Source organism: Haloarcula ordinaria (assembly GCF_029338275.1).
GTDB lineage: Archaea > Halobacteriota > Halobacteria > Halobacteriales > Haloarculaceae > Haloarcula > Haloarcula ordinaria.
The window spans coordinates 2,065,711-2,082,403 of sequence record NZ_CP119789.1 but is presented as its reverse complement, the minus strand read 5'-3'; the positions used below and the strand labels follow the sequence as shown (position 1 = coordinate 2,082,403).

14 protein-coding genes, 4 tRNA genes and 1 pseudogene are annotated in these 16,693 nt (G+C 66.3%); 8 read left to right on the top strand and 11 right to left on the bottom strand.

The genetic code is table 11. The features are described 5' to 3' along the window. Positions 1-41: 41 nt before the first annotated feature. Positions 42-126, top strand: a tRNA-Leu gene (locus tag P1L41_RS11125). A gap of 451 nt (positions 127-577) precedes the next feature. Here P1L41_RS11125 and P1L41_RS11120 read toward each other — a convergent pair. The 7 genes from P1L41_RS11120 to P1L41_RS11090 form a co-directional block, all read right to left on the bottom strand. Further along, positions 578-673: transfer RNA gene (locus P1L41_RS11120), tRNA-OTHER, on the bottom strand. Positions 674-766: 93 nt separating this feature from the next. Continuing rightward, positions 767-2,593, bottom strand: a complete 1,827-nt coding sequence (locus tag P1L41_RS11115) for an FAD-binding protein (RefSeq protein WP_276295797.1) — start codon at positions 2,591-2,593, stop codon at positions 767-769. Positions 2,594-2,615: 22 nt separating this feature from the next. Continuing rightward, positions 2,616-3,500, bottom strand: coding sequence for a succinate dehydrogenase/fumarate reductase iron-sulfur subunit (locus P1L41_RS11110; RefSeq protein ID WP_276295796.1), 885 nt, complete (start codon positions 3,498-3,500; stop codon positions 2,616-2,618). A 2-nt stretch (positions 3,501-3,502) separates the two neighbouring features. Continuing rightward, the gene (locus P1L41_RS11105) at positions 3,503-3,868 is read right to left on the bottom strand and encodes a succinate dehydrogenase hydrophobic membrane anchor subunit (protein WP_276295795.1); all 366 of its coding nucleotides are present in this window, start codon (positions 3,866-3,868) and stop codon (positions 3,503-3,505) included. After that, the gene (gene sdhC, locus P1L41_RS11100) at positions 3,868-4,287 is read right to left on the bottom strand and encodes a succinate dehydrogenase, cytochrome b556 subunit (protein WP_276295794.1); all 420 of its coding nucleotides are present in this window, start codon (positions 4,285-4,287) and stop codon (positions 3,868-3,870) included. The genes P1L41_RS11105 and sdhC overlap by 1 nt, the downstream gene beginning before the upstream one ends. Before the next feature lie 140 nt (positions 4,288-4,427). Then, positions 4,428-4,694, bottom strand: a complete 267-nt coding sequence (locus tag P1L41_RS11095) for a HalOD1 output domain-containing protein (RefSeq protein ID WP_276295793.1) — start codon at positions 4,692-4,694, stop codon at positions 4,428-4,430. Positions 4,695-4,930: 236 nt separating this feature from the next. After that, positions 4,931-5,935 (bottom strand): succinylglutamate desuccinylase/aspartoacylase family protein, encoded by a 1,005-nt coding sequence (locus P1L41_RS11090; RefSeq protein WP_276295792.1) that lies wholly within the window; start codon positions 5,933-5,935, stop codon positions 4,931-4,933. A 113-nt stretch (positions 5,936-6,048) separates the two neighbouring features. Here P1L41_RS11090 and P1L41_RS11085 point away from each other — a divergent pair. Next, positions 6,049-7,404, top strand: a pseudogene (locus P1L41_RS11085) (RimK family alpha-L-glutamate ligase). Here the strand turns inward: P1L41_RS11085 and P1L41_RS11080 are convergent. From P1L41_RS11080 to P1L41_RS11070, 3 genes are all read right to left on the bottom strand, one after another. Then, on the bottom strand, positions 7,405-8,016 hold the full coding sequence (locus P1L41_RS11080; protein WP_276295791.1) for a DNA-3-methyladenine glycosylase family protein: 612 nt from the start codon (positions 8,014-8,016) through the stop codon (positions 7,405-7,407). A gap of 48 nt (positions 8,017-8,064) precedes the next feature. Beyond that, positions 8,065-8,619: a serine O-acetyltransferase gene (gene cysE, locus P1L41_RS11075; RefSeq protein ID WP_276295790.1), complete on the bottom strand. Its 555-nt coding sequence runs from the start codon at positions 8,617-8,619 to the stop codon at positions 8,065-8,067. A 221-nt stretch (positions 8,620-8,840) separates the two neighbouring features. Then, a complete protein-coding gene (locus tag P1L41_RS11070) occupies positions 8,841-9,998 on the bottom strand; it encodes an acyl-CoA dehydrogenase family protein (RefSeq protein WP_276295789.1) in 1,158 nt (385 codons plus the stop codon). Between the two features lie 113 nt (positions 9,999-10,111). Here P1L41_RS11070 and P1L41_RS11065 point away from each other — a divergent pair, with 113 nt between their 5' ends. From P1L41_RS11065 to P1L41_RS11040, 6 genes are all read left to right on the top strand, one after another. Then, the gene (locus P1L41_RS11065) at positions 10,112-12,079 is read left to right on the top strand and encodes a 3-hydroxyacyl-CoA dehydrogenase/enoyl-CoA hydratase family protein (RefSeq protein WP_276295788.1); all 1,968 of its coding nucleotides are present in this window, start codon (positions 10,112-10,114) and stop codon (positions 12,077-12,079) included. Between the two features lie 148 nt (positions 12,080-12,227). Continuing rightward, positions 12,228-12,336: transfer RNA gene (locus P1L41_RS11060), tRNA-Glu, on the top strand. A gap of 99 nt (positions 12,337-12,435) precedes the next feature. After that, positions 12,436-13,617 (top strand): bifunctional sugar-1-phosphate nucleotidylyltransferase/acetyltransferase, encoded by a 1,182-nt coding sequence (glmU, locus tag P1L41_RS11055; RefSeq protein WP_276295787.1) that lies wholly within the window; start codon positions 12,436-12,438, stop codon positions 13,615-13,617. Between the two features lie 66 nt (positions 13,618-13,683). After that, positions 13,684-13,869 (top strand): DUF7576 family protein, encoded by a 186-nt coding sequence (locus tag P1L41_RS11050; protein ID WP_276295786.1) that lies wholly within the window; start codon positions 13,684-13,686, stop codon positions 13,867-13,869. 95 nt (positions 13,870-13,964) lie between these two features. Further along, positions 13,965-15,512, top strand: coding sequence for an aryl-sulfate sulfotransferase (locus P1L41_RS11045; protein ID WP_276295785.1), 1,548 nt, complete (start codon positions 13,965-13,967; stop codon positions 15,510-15,512). 54 nt (positions 15,513-15,566) lie between these two features. Next, on the top strand, positions 15,567-16,466 hold the full coding sequence (locus P1L41_RS11040) for a DUF6544 family protein (protein ID WP_276295784.1): 900 nt from the start codon (positions 15,567-15,569) through the stop codon (positions 16,464-16,466). Positions 16,467-16,611: 145 nt separating this feature from the next. Here the strand turns inward: P1L41_RS11040 and P1L41_RS11035 are convergent. Next, positions 16,612-16,686: transfer RNA gene (locus P1L41_RS11035), tRNA-Glu, on the bottom strand. Positions 16,687-16,693: the final 7 nt, after the last annotated feature.

Below are 16,693 nucleotides of genomic sequence, written 5' to 3'. Positions count from 1 at the left end.
TTATGCCACGGGATACGAAATAACGCAGTAAGACAGAGCGAGCGTGGGTAGCCAAGCCAGGCCAACGGCGCAGCGTTGAGGGCGCTGTCCCGTAGGGGTCCGCCGGTTCAAATCCGGTCCCACGCATCGCATTGGCACGAGCAAACAGCGAGTGCCTGTCGATGCACGACCGGTTTGAACCCCGGCAGACGCAGCGCGCAAGCGACCGTCTGCAGACGGTTCAAATCCGGTCCCACGCATCGCCCGCGAGGGGCGTGCGACGCACGGCCCTCGGAACGAGGCGGCGAAGCCGCCGAGGTCGATGCAGGTGCTTTCCCTACATGGGTCAGCACCCACGCATAATTCCTACCGGTGCACTACTCCGAGCGACAGGTACTCGCACCGCCGTCGAGGTATCGACGACAGTGATGGCGGCATTATCAGAAGAGAAAATTGTGCAAAATCATTACATACCAGGCTAACCGAAGTACGAGTGGGCACTGGCGGAGTGCCTGATCCTTCACCCCTTTCCGTATCACGATTCACCCGCGAGAGCAGCGGCCGCAGCGTGTCCAGTCACACCATCGTACTACTCTGATGGAAGGGGCGAGAGTCGAACCACGCGGACCCATTTGCAGGTCGGTTACCGACCGAGTCAGACACGTCGGTCGCTCTACCACTGAGCCACCCTTCCTGGCCGGCGATAGAGACGGTGTGAAGAGGTATGTGGTGGAGAACCGAACGCTGACGGGAAGATAGAGAAAAACCGCAAGCGACGACTGCGGGGTCAGTACGAGCGGACTTTCGGCTCGTAGGTCTGTTCGTCGCCCTCGAGGATGACCGGCTTGTAGTAGAGTTCGGGGGTACCGTCGTTCCAGGCGAGCATGGTGTGTTTGATCCACTCGTCGTCCTTTCGCTCCTGGTGTTCCGCACGCCAGTGGGCACCGCGGAACTCCTCGCGGGCGAGCGCACCGAGCGTGATGGCCTCGGCCACGTCCAGGATGTTGCGCGTCTCGATGGTGTGGATGAGGTCGGTGTTGTAGGTGCGCGATGGGTCGGCGACGGCGACGTCCTCGTAGTCGACCCGGGCCTGCCGGATGTCCCGGAGAGCCTGTTCCAGCCCGTCTTCCTCGCGGAAGACGTTGACGTTGGCCGTCATCGTCTCCTGGACTTCGGCCCGGACCTCGGCGTGGTTGACGCCGTCGGATTCGAGGAGGGTGTCGACCCGGCGGCGCTCGTACTCGACGGCGTTCTCGATGACTGCCTTCGGTTCGACGGCCGCCCCGTCGGCGGCGACGTCTTCGCTCCCGGCGTCGACCGCACCGGGTTCGACCGGCGGGTGGACGTCGCCGGCCTCGCTCTTCGCGGAAGGGCCGGTGTCGATCTCTGCGGCCTTCATGTCCTTGCCCGCCGCGTGGTAGCCGGCGCGAGCGCCGAAGACCAGCAACTCGGGCAGCGCGTTCCCGCCGAGGCGGTTCGCGCCGTGCAGCGAGACACAGGCCGTCTCGCCGGCTGCGTAGAGCCCTTCGATGCACGTCTCGCCGTTCTCGTCGGTCTCGACGCCGCCCATGGCGTAGTGCTGGCCGGGCTTGACCGGCATCGGCTCGTCGAGGCCGTCGACGCCCTCGAAGTCCTCCGCGAGGTGGAGGATGTTCTCCAGGCGGTCGAGGATGCGCTCCTCGCCGAGGTGGCGCATGTCGAGGTGGACGTACTCGTCCTCGATGCCGCGACCCTCGTTGACCTCGGTGAGTTCCGAGCGCGAGACCACGTCGCGGGAGGCGAGTTCGCCGTCGTTGTTCGCGTAACCGTACTCGAACATCAGGCGCTCCTCGTTGTCGTTGTAGAGGATGCCGCCCTCGCCGCGGACCCCCTCGGAGATGAGGACGCCCGTCGACGGCAGCGTCGTCGGGTGGAACTGGATCATCTCCATGTCCTCCATCGGGACGCCGGCGCGGTAGGCCATCGCACAGCCGTCGCCGGTGTTGGCGACGGCGTTGGTCGTGTGGTCGAACGCCTGGCCGAGGCCGCCCGTCGCGAGGATGACGCCGCCCTTCGCGCGGAAGCCCTCTATCTTCCCGGACTTGATGTCGTAGGCGACACAGCCGTGACACTCGCGGTCCTCGGGGTCGTCGTGGTCGGTGACGGCGAGGTTCGTGACGTACCACTCGTCGTACACCTCGATGCCGCGCTTGACCGCCTGCTCGTACATCGTGTGCAGGAGGTGGTGGCCCGTCTCTGCGCCCGCGTACGTCGTCCGCGGGTACGAGAGGCCGCCGAACGGTCGCTGCGAGACGCGGCCGTCGTCCTCGCGGGAGAACGGCATCCCCCAGTGTTCGAGCTGGATGACCTCTTCGGGGGCCGTCTTCGCGAACGTGTCGATAGCGGGAGCGTCGCCCAGGTAGTCCGACCCCTTCATCGTGTCGTAGGCGTGGAGGTCCCAGGAGTCGCCCTCCTGGAGCGCGGCGTTGATGCCGCCCTCCGCCGCCCCGGTGTGACTGCGGACCGGATGGAGCTTCGTCACGAGGGCGACGTCGGCACCCTCTTCGTGCGCTGCGATGGCCGCCCGGAGGCCGGCGCCGCCCGCGCCGACCACGATAACGTCGTGTTCGTACATTAGTCGTTGATTCGTCTTAGGATTACCAGAACTTGAGGTTGTTCTTCACCGACTCCCGCTTGAGCGCCTGGATGTGCTCGGTCAGCGGGATGTCCTTCGGGCACACCTCGGTACAGGAGAACTGGGTCTGGCAGCGCCAGACGCCGTGTTCCTGTTCGATGATGCGCAGTCGTTCCTGCTTGCGGTCCTCGCCCTCGCGTTCGTCCATCGCGAAGCGGTAGGCCTTGTTGATGGCCGCGGGGCCGAGATACTCGTTGTCGCCGGCGGCGATGTTACACGAGGACATGCAGGCGCCACACCAGATACACCGCGTGGACATCTTCACTTTCTCGCGGTTCTCCCGCGACTGGCGCTGCTCTTCGAGGTCGTCCTCGGGGAGTTCGTCGGCGTCGAAGAACGGCTCGACAGCCTCCATCTGGTCGTAGAAGTGCTCCATGTCCACGACGAGGTCCTTGACGACCTCCTGGTGGGGGAGCGGTTCGATGCGGACGGGGTCCTCCAGGGCCGACAGCTGGGTCTTACAGCCCAGTCGCTGCCGGCCGTTGACGAACAGCGCATCCGAGCCACAGACCGCCTGGCGACACGAGTGTCGGAAGGTCAGCGACGAGTCGTAGCGGTCGCGGGCGTAGATAAGCGCGTCGAGGACGGTCATCCCCTTGTGGTAGGGCACCGCGAAGTCGTCGAAGCGGGGTTCCTGCTTGCCCTCGACTTCGGGGTCGTAGCGGAACACCTTCAGGTGGACCGTCTCATCGTCGTCGAGGGTCTCTTCCTCGGCGACGCGCTGTGCCTCTTCCTCGGCGAGGCGCTGTCGTTTCGCGGCGCGACGGCGCTCACCGGGTGATTCGACCTCCGGTTCGGTCTCCTGCTCTTCTGTCTCCGTCTCCTTCTGTTCGATTTGCGTGCTCATTGTTAGACGAGGTTGGTCATAGCGAGGGCGACGCGGGTCCCCTGCACGACGAGCAGGATGCCGGCGGCGCCGAGGAGGTACTTGACGGCGTTCTTCTGCGACCCGGTGATGCCCTGGTTGAGCAGGGCGTTGTAGACGCCGTTGACCCCGTGGAACGTCGCGGTGACGAGGAACAGCCACATCGTCACGAAGTATCCGACGCTGCTCATCCGGGCCTGCGTGCCCAGGAAGGTGATGTCGGCGGCGTGGTTCACGAAGTGAAGCAGGACGAAGTGGAACGCGAGGACGCCGATGAGGAAGACGGCCGTCAGGCGCTGGAACAGCCAGCGACGGCCGCCCCGGTCGAAGGAGGAGTAGTGTTCGGCCATTAGACGAGTTTCCCCCCGAGGAACGTCGGCACACTGGCGACGACGATGGCGCCGGTCAACAGTAGCGACGCGTAGAAGCTCTTGTCCTGCGATTCGAGACCGACGCCGAGGTCGACCATCAGCAGCCGGATGCCGTTGAGGATGTGGAAGACGGCGACTGCCAGGAGCCCGACCTCGAGGAACCGCACGATCAGTAGACTCTCCAGTCCCGCGATGGTGTTGGTATAGAGGTCCGCGCTCGACTGTGCGGCCGCCGGATCGACGTTAATCGCGGTGCTCAGGACCGCGATGTGGGTGAAAAGGTAGCCCACGAGCACCCAGCCGGTGAACTTGTGGAATATCCAGGCCCACATCCCGGCCGTGAACTCCCGCCACCGTCCGAAGTCCTCGACGGTGCCGCGATTGTAAGACTGACTCATACAGTGGGGGGTTGGACCGGGGACAAATAGTAGTTTCTACCGCGCGCGGGAATCGCCGGCTTTTACAGCGTTTTCCGGCAAGATGGGACGATTGTCACAGCGTCGCCCACGCCGAAGACGGGGCTGGGCGGGCCACTCTCTCAGTCGTGGTACAGTGTGGTGCGGCCGTCGATGTGGATGGCTGTCTCCGTGAGGAGCACGTGATGGGTCCCGTAGGAGAACTCGAGCGTGAACGGGGCGCCGTCGTGACGGAGGAGGTAATCGAGGGCGTCCGTATCGATAACCTCGTCCAGCCCCGGTTCGAGGGCCAGCGGGTCCACGCCCTCGAGCTCCGCGACCGCTTCGATGATGCGAACCGACGCCGGGACGGTGGTCTGCGAGGGCGGCGCCCATGGATCTAGCGCCATGGTTCTCCGAGGCGGCGGCTACCGGGGTATCGGCCGTCAGCCGAACGGCGGCTAGACGGGGACTGATATCGGCCACTGACAATCGAGTGTGTGAACATGGGCGCTGGCGGTGATACCAGAGCCGGGACAACTGCCCCGGCGCGTGGTGTCACTCGTACTAATAATTCTCTTCACAGACACATAGCGTTGCCGGTGTCCCGACACGATTCTGGCCGGTATTTGACGGCCGGGGCGGCCTACCGGTTCTGTTCGAGCGCCCGCCTCGTGCGTTCGTCGAGGTGGACGAGGTGACAGAGCGGGTTGCCGGGATACACGAGCGGGTTCTCCAGGACGCCGACGAGCAGGCCCGTGAACGGCGCGGTGACGTCCGTCGTCTCCGTCTTGAACGGGTTCGTTATCGTACAGATGGTCTCGCCCTCGTAGACGAGGCCGCCCCGCTCCTGGTGCATGTCCACCAGGCCGCCGGCATCGGCCCGGAGCCAGGTCTTGTCGCCCACGCCGTTCTCGACGACAGCGCGCCAGCCTGGCCACTTGACAGCCTCACTCTCGAGGACGCCGAACTCCGCGAGCACGGACCGGACGCTCTCGAGCGCGCCGTCGATGAGGCCGCGCTGGAACCGGTGGGCCTCACCCATCTCGATGGTGATGGTCGGCGTCCCGACGGTGCTGGCCTCCCGCCGTAGCGACCCCTCGGGCCCCTCCGAGGAGATGATGAGATTCGACGCGAAGGCTTTTGCGACGCGAGCCACCGCCTGGTCGGACATATCGGCTCGGACGTGAAGCATGTTGCTGCGGCCGCGCGTAGACGTGTGGAAGTCCATCCCCAGGTCACACGGTTCCAGGAAGTTCCGGAAGATCCGGTGGGCCATCCGCTTGGCGCTCGTCGAGTCGTGCTGCCCAGGGAACGAGCGGTTCAGGTCGCGGTCGTAGATAGGGAGGTACCGCTCCTGGGCGATGAATGCGGGGACGTTCAACACCGGGAGACAGACCAGCGTCCCCGCGAGTTCGTCGTGGTCCCACTCCTGGGCGACCTCCCGAACCACCTCGACGCCGTTGAGCTCGTCGCCGTGAGCGGCGGCGCTGAGGAACACGCTCGGTCCCGGTTTCGCCCCGTTGACGATGGTGACCGGCATCCGCACCGCGTCGCCCATGTACGTCTCGCTGACGGTGTACCGCACGTTCTGTATCTCACCAGGGTCCACCCGGCCGCCGTCGTACGTGAACGGCGTGGCCTCGTCCATGCCACGTACGAGCGGGTCCGGGTATAAAAACGTCACCGCCCGGTCATTGACATGATGTGTGACACGGCACGGGGACCAGCAACCCTTTTTTAGGGCCGCGAGAATGGCGTCCCATGAGCACTGACGACATCACCGTGGGCGTGTTGAGCCTCCACTCCAGCAAGGAGTCGAAGGCCATCCTGAACGCCGCCGACGAGATGGGCTACGACACGGAGTGGCTCCGTGCACAAAACACCAGAGTCGAAGTCGAAGACGGCGAGGCGACGCTCTATCCCGACGTCGACGTCATCGCCAACCGGCTCCTGCTGTCGAGCGACGAACACCCCGCGGAGGGTATCGGGCTGGCGCTGACCCTGGAACGCCTGGCCCCGATGCTGAACGAACCCATCGCCGCGACGCGAGCGCTCCACAAGTTCGCCAGCGCGACGGCGCTAGTCGAGGCAGGAGTCCCCATCCCCGACGCGGTGCTGGCGCTCTCGAACAGCGAACTCAACGCCGCCCGCGAGCGCTTCGGCGAGCAGGCGGTGTACAAGACGGCCATCGGGACCCACGGCGGGGGGACGTGGATGGTCGACCTCGACAACCCCGTCAACTCGCAGGTCGGGAACCGTCACGCCTTCCTGCAGGAGTTCATCGACCACGACGGAGACCGGCACCACGACCTGCGGGTCTACGTCGTCGGCGACCGCATCGTCGGTGCGATGAACCGCTACGCGCCGGAAGGCGAGTGGCGGACCAACGTCGCCCTGGGCGGCGACGTCGAGGACATGACCAACAGACTCCCGGGCCGTGTCCGTGAAATCGCGCTGAACGCGGCCGACGCCGTCGGTCTCGACTACGCCGGCGTCGACATCATCGAGGGCGAGGACGGCTACTACGTCCTCGAGGTCAACCCGACGGCCGGGTTCCGCGGCCTGTTCGAGGCGAGCGGTATCAGTCCCGCGCCGTACATCGCGAAACTCGCCGTCGAGCGCGCTGGTGGTCACGTCCCCGAAGAGGCCGTCGACCGCATCTCCGGTGTGCTTGACGACTCGCGACCGGACTGCATGCCGCGCGAAGAGCCCCAGCGCAAGGGCGAGCGCGTCACCATCGGCTACATCGAGGAGGTCCAGGTCACCGGGACACGGGGCACCGAGACCATCCTCGCGAAGTCTGACACGGGCGCGACCCGGACCAGCATCGACTCCTAGCTCGCGGCCGACATCGGGACCGGCCCCATCAAGGACATCGTCCGCATCAAATCCGGGAGCCTGAAGTCCGGTCGCTCCCGGCCCGTCGTCGACCTCGTGGTCGGTATCGGCGGCGAACAGCACACCGTCACCGCGAGCGTCGAGGACCGCTCGCACATGGACTATCCGCTCCTGCTCGGCCGAGACATCCTCACGCACTACCAGGTCGACGTCAACAAGCGCGCGGACAGCGAACCCGACTCGGACACCGAGGAAGAAGAGGAGTCCGCCGAGGAGTAACTACGACTCGTCGACTTCGTCGACGCTCTCTGCGATGTCCTCGGTCGCCCGCCAGAGATACAGCGACGCGTAGCTCCGGTACGGGGCCCACCTCTCTGCGTACGCCGACATCGCGTCGCGGTCCTCGACGTCGCCGACGACTGCCCGGAACCCCTTTCTGATGCCGAGGTCGCCCACCGGGAAGACGTCCTCCCGACCGAGGGCGAACAGCAGTTGCATGTCGGCCGTCCACTCGCCGACGCCGGTGATACCGGTCAGCTCCGCCCGAACCGCGTCGTCGGACATCCCTTCGAAGAAGGCGATCGAGTACCCCGCTCGCTGGAACGCCTCGGCGACCTCGTTGACGTACCGGGTCTTCTGCCGTGAGAGCCCGGCGTCCCGGAGGACCTGGTCGTCGGCAGCCAGGATTCCCTCGGGCGTAACCGAGACGGCGTCGAACAGCCGTTCGCGGGTCGCTGCGGCCGACGCCATCGAGACCTGCTGACGGAGGATGGAGACGACCAGGCGCTCGAAGAGGTCGTCGGCCGGGTCGAGCGTGAGCTCGCCGTGGGCCTCGACGAGCGGGCCGAGGTCGTCGTCCGCTCGCAGCGTCTCGTGGGGCGAATCGCTCATGGGTTAAGTGAGGGCGGCGGGCGGAAAGAACCTGTCTGTCCGGCTCGCTCAGCCGTCGACGACTGCGGGGTCCGGTTGGTTCGCGGCGTCCTCGGTCCCGACCGGTCGTGCGGGGTTGCCGACAACCGTGGTCCCTGGAGGAACGTCGTCCGCGACGACGGCGCCGGCGCCGACGGTGGCGTCCTCGCCGACCGTTATCGGCCCGAGGAGCGTAGCGCTTGCGCCGACCGTGACCCCGTCTTCGAGCGTCGGATGCCGCTTCTCCCGGCGCATCGACTTGCCACCCAGCGTGACGCCGTGATACAACAGCACGTCGTCGCCGAGTTCCGCCGTCTCGCCGATAACAGTGCCCATCCCGTGGTCGATGAACAGCCGGTCGCCGATAGTCGCTCCAGGGTGTATCTCGACGCCGGTCAGGAACCGTGCGAGGTGCGAGACGAGGCGCGCAGACAGGGAGTGGTCACGGACCCACAGCGCGTGGGCCAGGCGATACAGCCAGACAGCGTGGAGGCCGGCGTAGGTGAGGACGACTTCGAGGGCGCTGACCGCAGCGGGGTCTTTCGCCATCGCCGTCCGGACGTCTTCTCTGAGTGTGGTGAACATTGTGTGTGGTCGAGTTTGTCGGCTAGCGGTCGGGGTACGGTCCGGTCGAACGGGGGGAGTCCAAGAGAATCAACAGCGACAGCGGGCGCTGGCGGGGCGGCTATGATGGTCGTCGGCGAGCGGGCCGAACGTGACGGTCCGTCGGGAGTCACCCATATATTACGGGATATGCGCGACAGCGGATTAAAACCCGACGGTTCGACGGGCGGTGTCGCCGCGGGTCAGACCATCCCCTTCCCGAGGAGTTCCCGGGCGATGATGTTCTTCTGAATCTCCGTGGTCCCCTCGTATATCTGGGTTATCTTCGCGTCGCGGTAGAACCGTTCGACGTCGAAGTCGTCGACGTAGCCGGCCCCACCGTGAATCTGGACCGCCTCGTCGGCCACCTCGACGGCGACCCGCGAGGCCTTCTCCTTGGCCATCGAGGCCAGCTGGGTGAGCTGGTCGTCGGAGTGGTCGACGCTCCAGGCGGACTTGTAGGTGAGCTGGCGGGCGGCCTCTATCTCGGTGTACATCTCCGCGAGTTTGTGCTGGATGGCCTGGAACTCCGTGATGGGACGGCCGAACTGTTCGCGTTCTTTCGCGTACTCCAGGGCGCGCTCGGCGGCCCCGCGGGCGATGCCGACGCCCTGGGCGGCAACGCCCGTCCGGGTCTCGTCGAAGAACTGCATCAACTGGAGGAAGCCGGCACCCCGGGTCCCGACGAGGTTCTCCTCGGGGACGCGCACCTCGTCGAGGAGGAGTTCGGCCGTATCGGACGCCCGGATGCCCAGTTTCCCCGTTATCTTCTCGGCCTCGAAGCCGTCGCGGTCGGATTCGACGACGATCTGTGAGAAACCGTTGTACCGCCCCTCGGCGTCGGGGTCGGTCTCACAGAGCACGACGAAGTAGTCGCCGACGGTGCCGTTCGTTATCCACATCTTCGTCCCGTCGATGACCCACTCGTCGCCTTCCTTGCGAGCCTGGGTCGACACCGAGGAGACGTCCGAGCCGCTGTCAGGTTCGGATATCGCTGCGCCCATCACCGCCTCGCCGGTGGCGACGGGTTCGAGGAACCGCGCTTTCTGCTCGTCGGTGCCGAACCCGATGACAGCGTCGGCCCCGAACGCCGCCGACTGGATACACAGCCCGATGCCAGGGTCGGCCGCGAACAGCTCCTCGGCGAGGATGACGTTCGTGAGCGTGTCGTACCCCGCACCACCGTACTCCAGCGGGATGTTGCTGCCGGTCAACCCCATCTCGGCGGCCTTCTCGACGATTTCGCCGGGATATTTCTCCGCACGGTCGTACTCCGTCGCGACCGGTTTCAGCTCGTTCTCGGCGAACCGGCGGACCTCCTCGCGGACCTGACGCTGTTCGTCTGAGAGTGCGAAGTCCATGCGATACCTGTTATCGTAGCCCACAATAACTGTTTGGCGAACGAAATAAACACAGATGAGGTTTCTACCCGAGAGAAACGTTGAAACGTGGGCCGACTCTGGTGACGAACGTTATGGATTTCGAGGACATCGACACTATCGCGGTACTCGGCGCGGGGAACATGGGCCACGGCATCGCAGAAGTGGCCGCCCTCGCCGGATACGAGGTCCGGATGCGGGACATCAACGACGAGTTCGTCCAGGACGGCTACGACAACATCGAGTGGTCGCTGAACAAGCTCGCGGAGAAAGACCAGCTCTCCCAGGAGGACGCCGACGCGGCGCTGGACCGGGTCACGCCGCTCGTCGACGTCGAGGAGGCCGTGGGCGACGCCGACGTGGTCATCGAAGCCGTCCCCGAGAAGATGGAGATCAAGAAGGACGTCTACCAGGAGGTCGTCGAGTACGCCCCCACAGAGGCCATCTTCGCGACCAACACCTCCAGTCTCTCTATCACTGAACTCTCCGAAGTGACCGACCGCCCCGAGCAGTTCTGCGGGATGCACTTCTTCAACCCGCCGGTGCGTATGGCGCTGGTCGAGGTCATCTCCGGCGCACACACGAGCGAGGAGACGCTCGACGCCATCGAGCAACTCGCCGAGGCCTTCGACAAGTCCCCGGTCCGGGTCCGCAAAGACTCGCCCGGCTTCATCGTCAACCGCATCCTCGTCCCCCTGATGAACGAGGCCTGCTGGCTCGTTCACGACGACGAGGCGACCATCGCCGAGGTGGACGCGACGACGAAGTTCGCAATCGGCCTGCCGATGGGCGCGCTGGAACTGTCCGACCAGGTCGGCAACGACGTCGGCCTGCACGTGCTGGAGTACCTCCACGAGGTGCTGGGCGACGCCTACACGCCGTGTCCGCTCCTCGAACAGAAGGTCGAGGAGGAGAAGCTCGGCAAGAAGTCCGGCGAAGGGTTCTACGACTACGAAGACGGCGGCGTGGAGATTCCGCGCGACGCCGCTCGTGACGACATCGAGACGCGACTGCTCGCCCTGCTGGCCAACGAGGTGGGGAAACTCGTCGAGAACGACGTCGCGCCCGTCTCGGACATCGACGAAGCCGTGATGCTCGGCGGTGGCTGGCCGGACGGACCGGCGAAGATGACCGACACCGCCGGTCTGGAGACGCTGGTCGAGACGCTCGACGAACTGCACGACGAGACGGACGACCCGCGATTCGAGGCGAGCGAGGGCCTCCGGAACGCCGCCGAGGCGGGCGGGTTCTACGGCAGCGATGACGAGGAGGCGGCGGCGACGTACGACACCATCAACGTCGAGACGCTCGACGGGCACGTCGGCCACATCGAACTCGACAGACCACACCGGATGAACACGGTCAGCACGGAGATGTTAGACGAGCTCGGCGACGCCATCGACCAACTCAGCGAGGACGACGACGTCAGGGCGGTGCTCGTGACCGGCGCCGGCGACAAGGCGTTCTCGGCGGGCGCCGACGTCGTCTCCGCGGCGAGCAACGCGAACCCGCTCGACGGCATCGAACTCTCGAAGGCCGGCCAGGAGACGTTCGGCAAGTTCGAGGAGTGCCCGATGCCGGTCGTCGCCGGCATCGACGGCTACACGCTCGGCGGCGGGATGGAGATGGCGACGGCAGCCGACCTCCGGGTCGCCTCCGAGCGCTCGACCTTCGGCCAGCCCGAGCACAATCTCGGCCTGCTCCCCGGATGGGGCGGCACCCAGCGGCTCGCGAACATCGTCGGCGAGGGCCGCGCGAAGGAGATAATCTTCACCGCCGACCACTTCGACGCCGCGGAGATGGCCGACTACGGCTTCGTCAACGACGTCGTCGGGAACGACGAGCTGTTCGACGAGGCACTCGCCCTGGCCGAGAAGCTGGCCGCCGGGCCGCCCATCGCACAGGACTTCACCAAGCGAGCGATGCACGCGGGACGCGACGACGAGGACGCGGGCCTCGCCGTCGAATCGCAGGCCTTCGGCCACCTCTTCGGAACAGAGGACCTGATGGAGGGTATCACCGCGTTCTCCGCCGACCGCGACCCCGAGTTCGAGGGGAAGTAAGCCGACCCGACGGCCTGGTTCCCGGATTTTCGCACGTCGGTTCGGACGCTCAGGATGCGTTCGTGACAACTAGGCGACTGTGAGACGAGTCCACGAGGGCACCCGATTTCGATGGGGTTAAATTGAAGCACCCGAAAGCCACGACTGCGCTCGGTTGGTGTAGTCCGGCCAATCATCTTGGCCTTTCGGCTCGCTCGGAGGTTCAACCTCCGCGAGGAAGACAGCCGAGGACAGGGGTTCAAATCCCCTACCGAGCACATTTTCAGGAAATAGTGTTCCCAGCGGCGTCGCTGTCGGTTCCCCGATGCACAACCGACAGCAGTAGGTATTTTCCGTGGCCGTGTGACGTCCCGTGCATGCAAGCTGTCGTACTCGCGGCCGGTGAGGGGACTCGAATGCGGCCGCTGACCGCACAGACGCCGAAGCCGATGCTCCAGGTGGCCGACCGCCCGCTCGTCGCCCACACGGCGGACACGGCGGTCGAAGCCGGTGCCGACGAACTAATCTTCGTCGTCGGGTACGAGGCCGACGACGTCCGGTCGTACTTCGGCGACACTTATCGGGGCGTTCCGGTCAGGTTCGCCGTCCAAGAGGAACAGCAGGGGACGGCCGACGCAGTCGAGGCGGCTCGCGAGTACCTCGACGGCCCCTTCGCCGTCCTGAACGGCGACAACCTCTACGACGAGGCGAGCGTCGCGGCGCTGTTCGACGCAGCCCCGGCTATCGCCGCCTACAGTGTCGAAGACCCCCGGAACTACGGCGTACTCTCGACGGATGGCGAGACAGTGACCGGCATCGTCGAGAAGCCCGACGACCCGCCGACGGACCTCGCGAACGCGGGCGCCTACGTCTTCCCGGCCGAAGCGCGCGACTGGCTGGACGTGCCGCTGAGCGAGCGCGGCGAGCGAGAGATAACGGACGTCCTCGCGCGGGTCGTCGACGAGCACTCGGTGACGGCCGTCGAGGTCGACCGCTGGCTGGACGTGGGTCGCCCCTGGGAACTGCTCGCGGCCAACGAGTGGAAACTCGCAGACATGGACCGACGCATCGACGGCGACGTCCGCGGCGATGCCGACCTCCGGGGCACCGTCGTCGTCGAGGAAGACGCGGTGGTAGAGCCCGGGGTGACCATCGAGGGGCCGGCACTGGTGCAGTCGGGGGCACACGTCGGCCCGAACGCGTACGTCCGCGGGGCGACGCTCGTCGGTGAGGACTGCCACGTCGGGCACGGCGTCGAGGTCAAGAACACCGTCCTCTACGCGGGATCGAACGTCCCGCACGTCTCGTACGTCGGGGACAGCGTCCTCGGCACCGACGTCAACTTCGGCGCGGGCACGCAGGTGGCGAATCTCCGTCACGACGGCGAGCCGGTGCGGATGACGGTGAAGGGCGAGCGCGTCTCGACCGGCCGCAGGAAGTTCGGCGTCGTCGCCGGAGACGGGGTGAAGACGGCCATCAACACCAGTCTCAACGCCGGCGTCGTCCTCGACACCGGCGCGACGACGACGCCGGGCGAGAGCGTCACGCGAGACCGGTAGCGCGGTCTTCGGCGCTGGCGACGAATATGTGGGATTAAGTACGGGCGAATCCACTCTCGAATAAGAATGGTCGACCCGACATCGGACCACCACGAAGACATCGACGAGGAGGATGCGCCGAACTGTGCGACCTGTGGCGAGCCCATCGCCAACGAGGCGACCCATCGGGTCATCACCTGGATCGAGGACGCGACCGTCCAGACGGCGCACTTCTGTGACGAGGACTGCCGGATGGACTGGGACGGCCAGTGAATCGCTGAAACTCTGACCTGACTCTACGGTACTCCTTTTACCAGGCGGTCGGTGTTCCCGGGTAACACGTGCTTCCCAGTCGGACGCGTCCCCTTGTGCGGGCGGTACTGGCCTTGACCCTCCTGCTCTCCGTCACCACCGTCGGCGCCAGTTACGTCACAACCACGGAGCCGACGGTGCAGGAGTTCGCCGGAGCGCCGTCGGCAGGGAACGGGACCGCGACGGCACAGTCGACGACTCCCACCCGCGGTATCGACGTCGAGAGCCGGTTCGACGAGGCCAGAGCTGGGGAGTCGCCCGCCCTCGACTGGTCGACAGAGCGAGTCGACCGCGCCGTCGCCGCGAGCGAGCGGAACCTCACCGTCGTCGCCACGCAGGGGTTCTACGTCTCAGACGAACGAGCCGAGCTAGCCGCGTTCCTGCCCAACGGGACCCTGGTGTACTACGACGACAGCTACCGGGTGTACTTCGACGTCGACCCTGTGCCCGGGGAACGCTACACCGTGGAGTACGTCGCCGCCGAACACCTCGACGGTGACGAGTGTGAGTCCGTCACCAGTGAGGAGTGTACGCGGAACGTGGTCGTCCGGGTCAACCTCACGACCGGCGCGGAGGAGCGCGTCTACGGCGAGGTGACGCCCCGCATCTACTCGGCACGGTGGCACGACGTCGACCGCCTCAACGAGACGCATCTCCTGGTCGCCGACATCGTCGACGACGGTGTCTACGCGGTCGACACGCGCGACGGGTCGGTCGTGTGGCGCTGGAACGCCTCGGCCCACTACGACCGGGACCAGGGCGGCGGCGCCGGCGACTGGACGCACATCAACGACGTCGAGCGACTGGCCGACGGGAGCGTGATGGTCAGCCCGCGCAACATGGACGAGGTCGTGTTCCTGGAGCGAGGGCCCGACGGCTGGGCGGTCAACGAATCCCGGACGCTTGGAACCGACGAGGACCACAGCGTCCTCTACGAGCAACACAACCCGGACTACATTCCACCGGCGGCCGGCGGGCCGAGCGTCCTCGTCGCCGACTCGGAGAACGGTCGCCTCGTCGAGTACCGACGGACCGAGGCCGGCTGGGAGCGAACGTGGTCCTGGCGTGACGTCCGCCTGCAGTGGCCGCGTGACGCGGACCGACTCCCCGACGGCGGTACCCTCGTCGTCGACTCCCACGGCGACCGCGTGGCGGAGATCGGTCCGCGCGACGAGGTCGTGTGGTCGGCCGACGTCGGGATGCCCTACGACGTCGAGCGCCTCGGGACCGGTGACGAGAGCGCCGGCGGACCGGCCGCGCAGTACCGGCAACTGGTCAGCGAACGACCGGGGACCGCGCGAGACGTCGTCGCGAACGTGACCGGTGGCGTGGCCGGTTCCAGAGATGGATTCGACCGGTCGCTCGTCGACCGCTTCTGGCTCGGGCTCAAGGACCTCGTCCCGAGCCTGGTCGCCAACGGACTGCTCTACGTCGCGCCGGCGTGGGTCCGGTTCAGCGACCTCGTCTTCACCGCCGTCGCGTGTGGCGGTGCCCTCGGATGGGTGACGGCGGAGGTTTACTGGTCACGGTACTCCCTCCGAGGGGGTGCCTCCCGGGCACGACAGCTGTTCGACAGCGTCGTCGGCAGACTCGTCGGTCGGTAGTCGGTCACCGAGTCCCCGCACCTTTTTTGTCGAGCGCGTCGTTTCAATGCGTCTATGAATTTTTCTCCATCGACCGCCGGTCGACGAATCCTCGCGGCAGCGGGCCTGTTGGGTGCGACTGCCGTCCTCGGTGTCGGCGTCCAGCGACGTCGGTTCGCCCGTGAAATCGCGACCCGTACCGACAGGCTGCACGCGGCAGCCACCGTTCGAGACGGAGCGTTCGACCGGAGCGAACTAGCGGGCCTCCCAGACCCTGTTGCGAACTACTTCGAAACCGTGCTCCAGCCGGGACTGGCGTACGCGACGTCGGTCTCTCTCCACCAGACCGGGACCTTCCGTCTCGGCGACGCCGGGTCCCCCTGGCGGTCGCTGGAGGCCACCCAGCACTACACGACCAGACCACCCGGGTTCGTGTGGGACGCGACCATCGACGTCGCTCCGCTGATTCGTGCGCGCGTACTGGACGCCTACGTCGACGGGGACGGCATCCTCGACGCTCGGGTCCTGTCGGCCATCCGCGTCGCGAACGCGGGGCCGTCCCCGGAGATGGACACCGGCGAACTCCTGCGGTACCTCGCCGAGGCCGTCTGGTTCCCCACGGCCCTCCTACCGAGCAACGGCGTCGAGTGGAGGGCCGTGAGCGCGACTGCGGCGAGCGCGACTATCGAACACCGCGGCAACACGGCGTCGGTCGTCTTCCACTTCGACGACGGCGTCGTCGACCGGGTCACGGCCGAACGCTTTCGGCAAGCTGCGGGTGACGACGCGCCCTGGACCGGAACGTTCGAGAACTATCAGAACCGGAACGGCCGCCTGATTCCGACGCGGGCGGCGGTCGAGTGGACCCTCCCGGACGGCGCGCTGCCGTACTGGCGCGCGACCATCGACGACGTCGAACACCGTAGCGAACGACCCGGCGACGTCGGGAGCCGGCCCAACCGCTCCGTTCGCTGAGACGCGACGAGTCCGCGTCGCTAGACGCGGCAGAACGAAGGGTGCTCTGTCAGGGATTCGACCCCGAGGCGAGAGTCGCTCGTCTCGCGTGATTCGAATCACTGCAGTCCAACACAGTGGCTCGCGAGTGTGCTCGCCACAGAAGTGCTCCGTCAGGGATTCGAACCCTGGTCATCACCGTGAGAGGGTGATATGATTGGCCGGACTACACCAACGGAGCGCATTCG

What these genes read in the sequence shown, in the direction of transcription:
- P1L41_RS11115 (WP_276295797.1), bottom strand. Translation starts at nt 2,593, where the DNA reads ATGTACGAACACGACGTTATCGTGGTCGGCGCGGGCGGCGCCGGCCTC.
- P1L41_RS11050 (WP_276295786.1), top strand. Translation starts at nt 13,684, where the DNA reads ATGGTCGACCCGACATCGGACCACCACGAAGACATCGACGAGGAGGAT.
- P1L41_RS11105 (WP_276295795.1), bottom strand. Translation starts at nt 3,868, where the DNA reads ATGGCCGAACACTACTCCTCCTTCGACCGGGGCGGCCGTCGCTGGCTG.
- P1L41_RS11070 (WP_276295789.1), bottom strand. Translation starts at nt 9,998, where the DNA reads ATGGACTTCGCACTCTCAGACGAACAGCGTCAGGTCCGCGAGGAGGTC.
- P1L41_RS11040 (WP_276295784.1), top strand. Translation starts at nt 15,567, where the DNA reads ATGAATTTTTCTCCATCGACCGCCGGTCGACGAATCCTCGCGGCAGCG.
- glmU (WP_276295787.1), top strand. Translation starts at nt 12,436, where the DNA reads ATGCAAGCTGTCGTACTCGCGGCCGGTGAGGGGACTCGAATGCGGCCG.
- sdhC (WP_276295794.1), bottom strand. Translation starts at nt 4,287, where the DNA reads ATGAGTCAGTCTTACAATCGCGGCACCGTCGAGGACTTCGGACGGTGG.
- P1L41_RS11110 (WP_276295796.1), bottom strand. Translation starts at nt 3,500, where the DNA reads ATGAGCACGCAAATCGAACAGAAGGAGACGGAGACAGAAGAGCAGGAG.
- P1L41_RS11080 (WP_276295791.1), bottom strand. Translation starts at nt 8,016, where the DNA reads ATGAGCGATTCGCCCCACGAGACGCTGCGAGCGGACGACGACCTCGGC.
- P1L41_RS11090 (WP_276295792.1), bottom strand. Translation starts at nt 5,935, where the DNA reads ATGGACGAGGCCACGCCGTTCACGTACGACGGCGGCCGGGTGGACCCT.
- cysE (WP_276295790.1), bottom strand. Translation starts at nt 8,619, where the DNA reads ATGTTCACCACACTCAGAGAAGACGTCCGGACGGCGATGGCGAAAGAC.
- P1L41_RS11095 (WP_276295793.1), bottom strand. Translation starts at nt 4,694, where the DNA reads ATGGCGCTAGATCCATGGGCGCCGCCCTCGCAGACCACCGTCCCGGCG.
- P1L41_RS11065 (WP_276295788.1), top strand. Translation starts at nt 10,112, where the DNA reads ATGGATTTCGAGGACATCGACACTATCGCGGTACTCGGCGCGGGGAAC.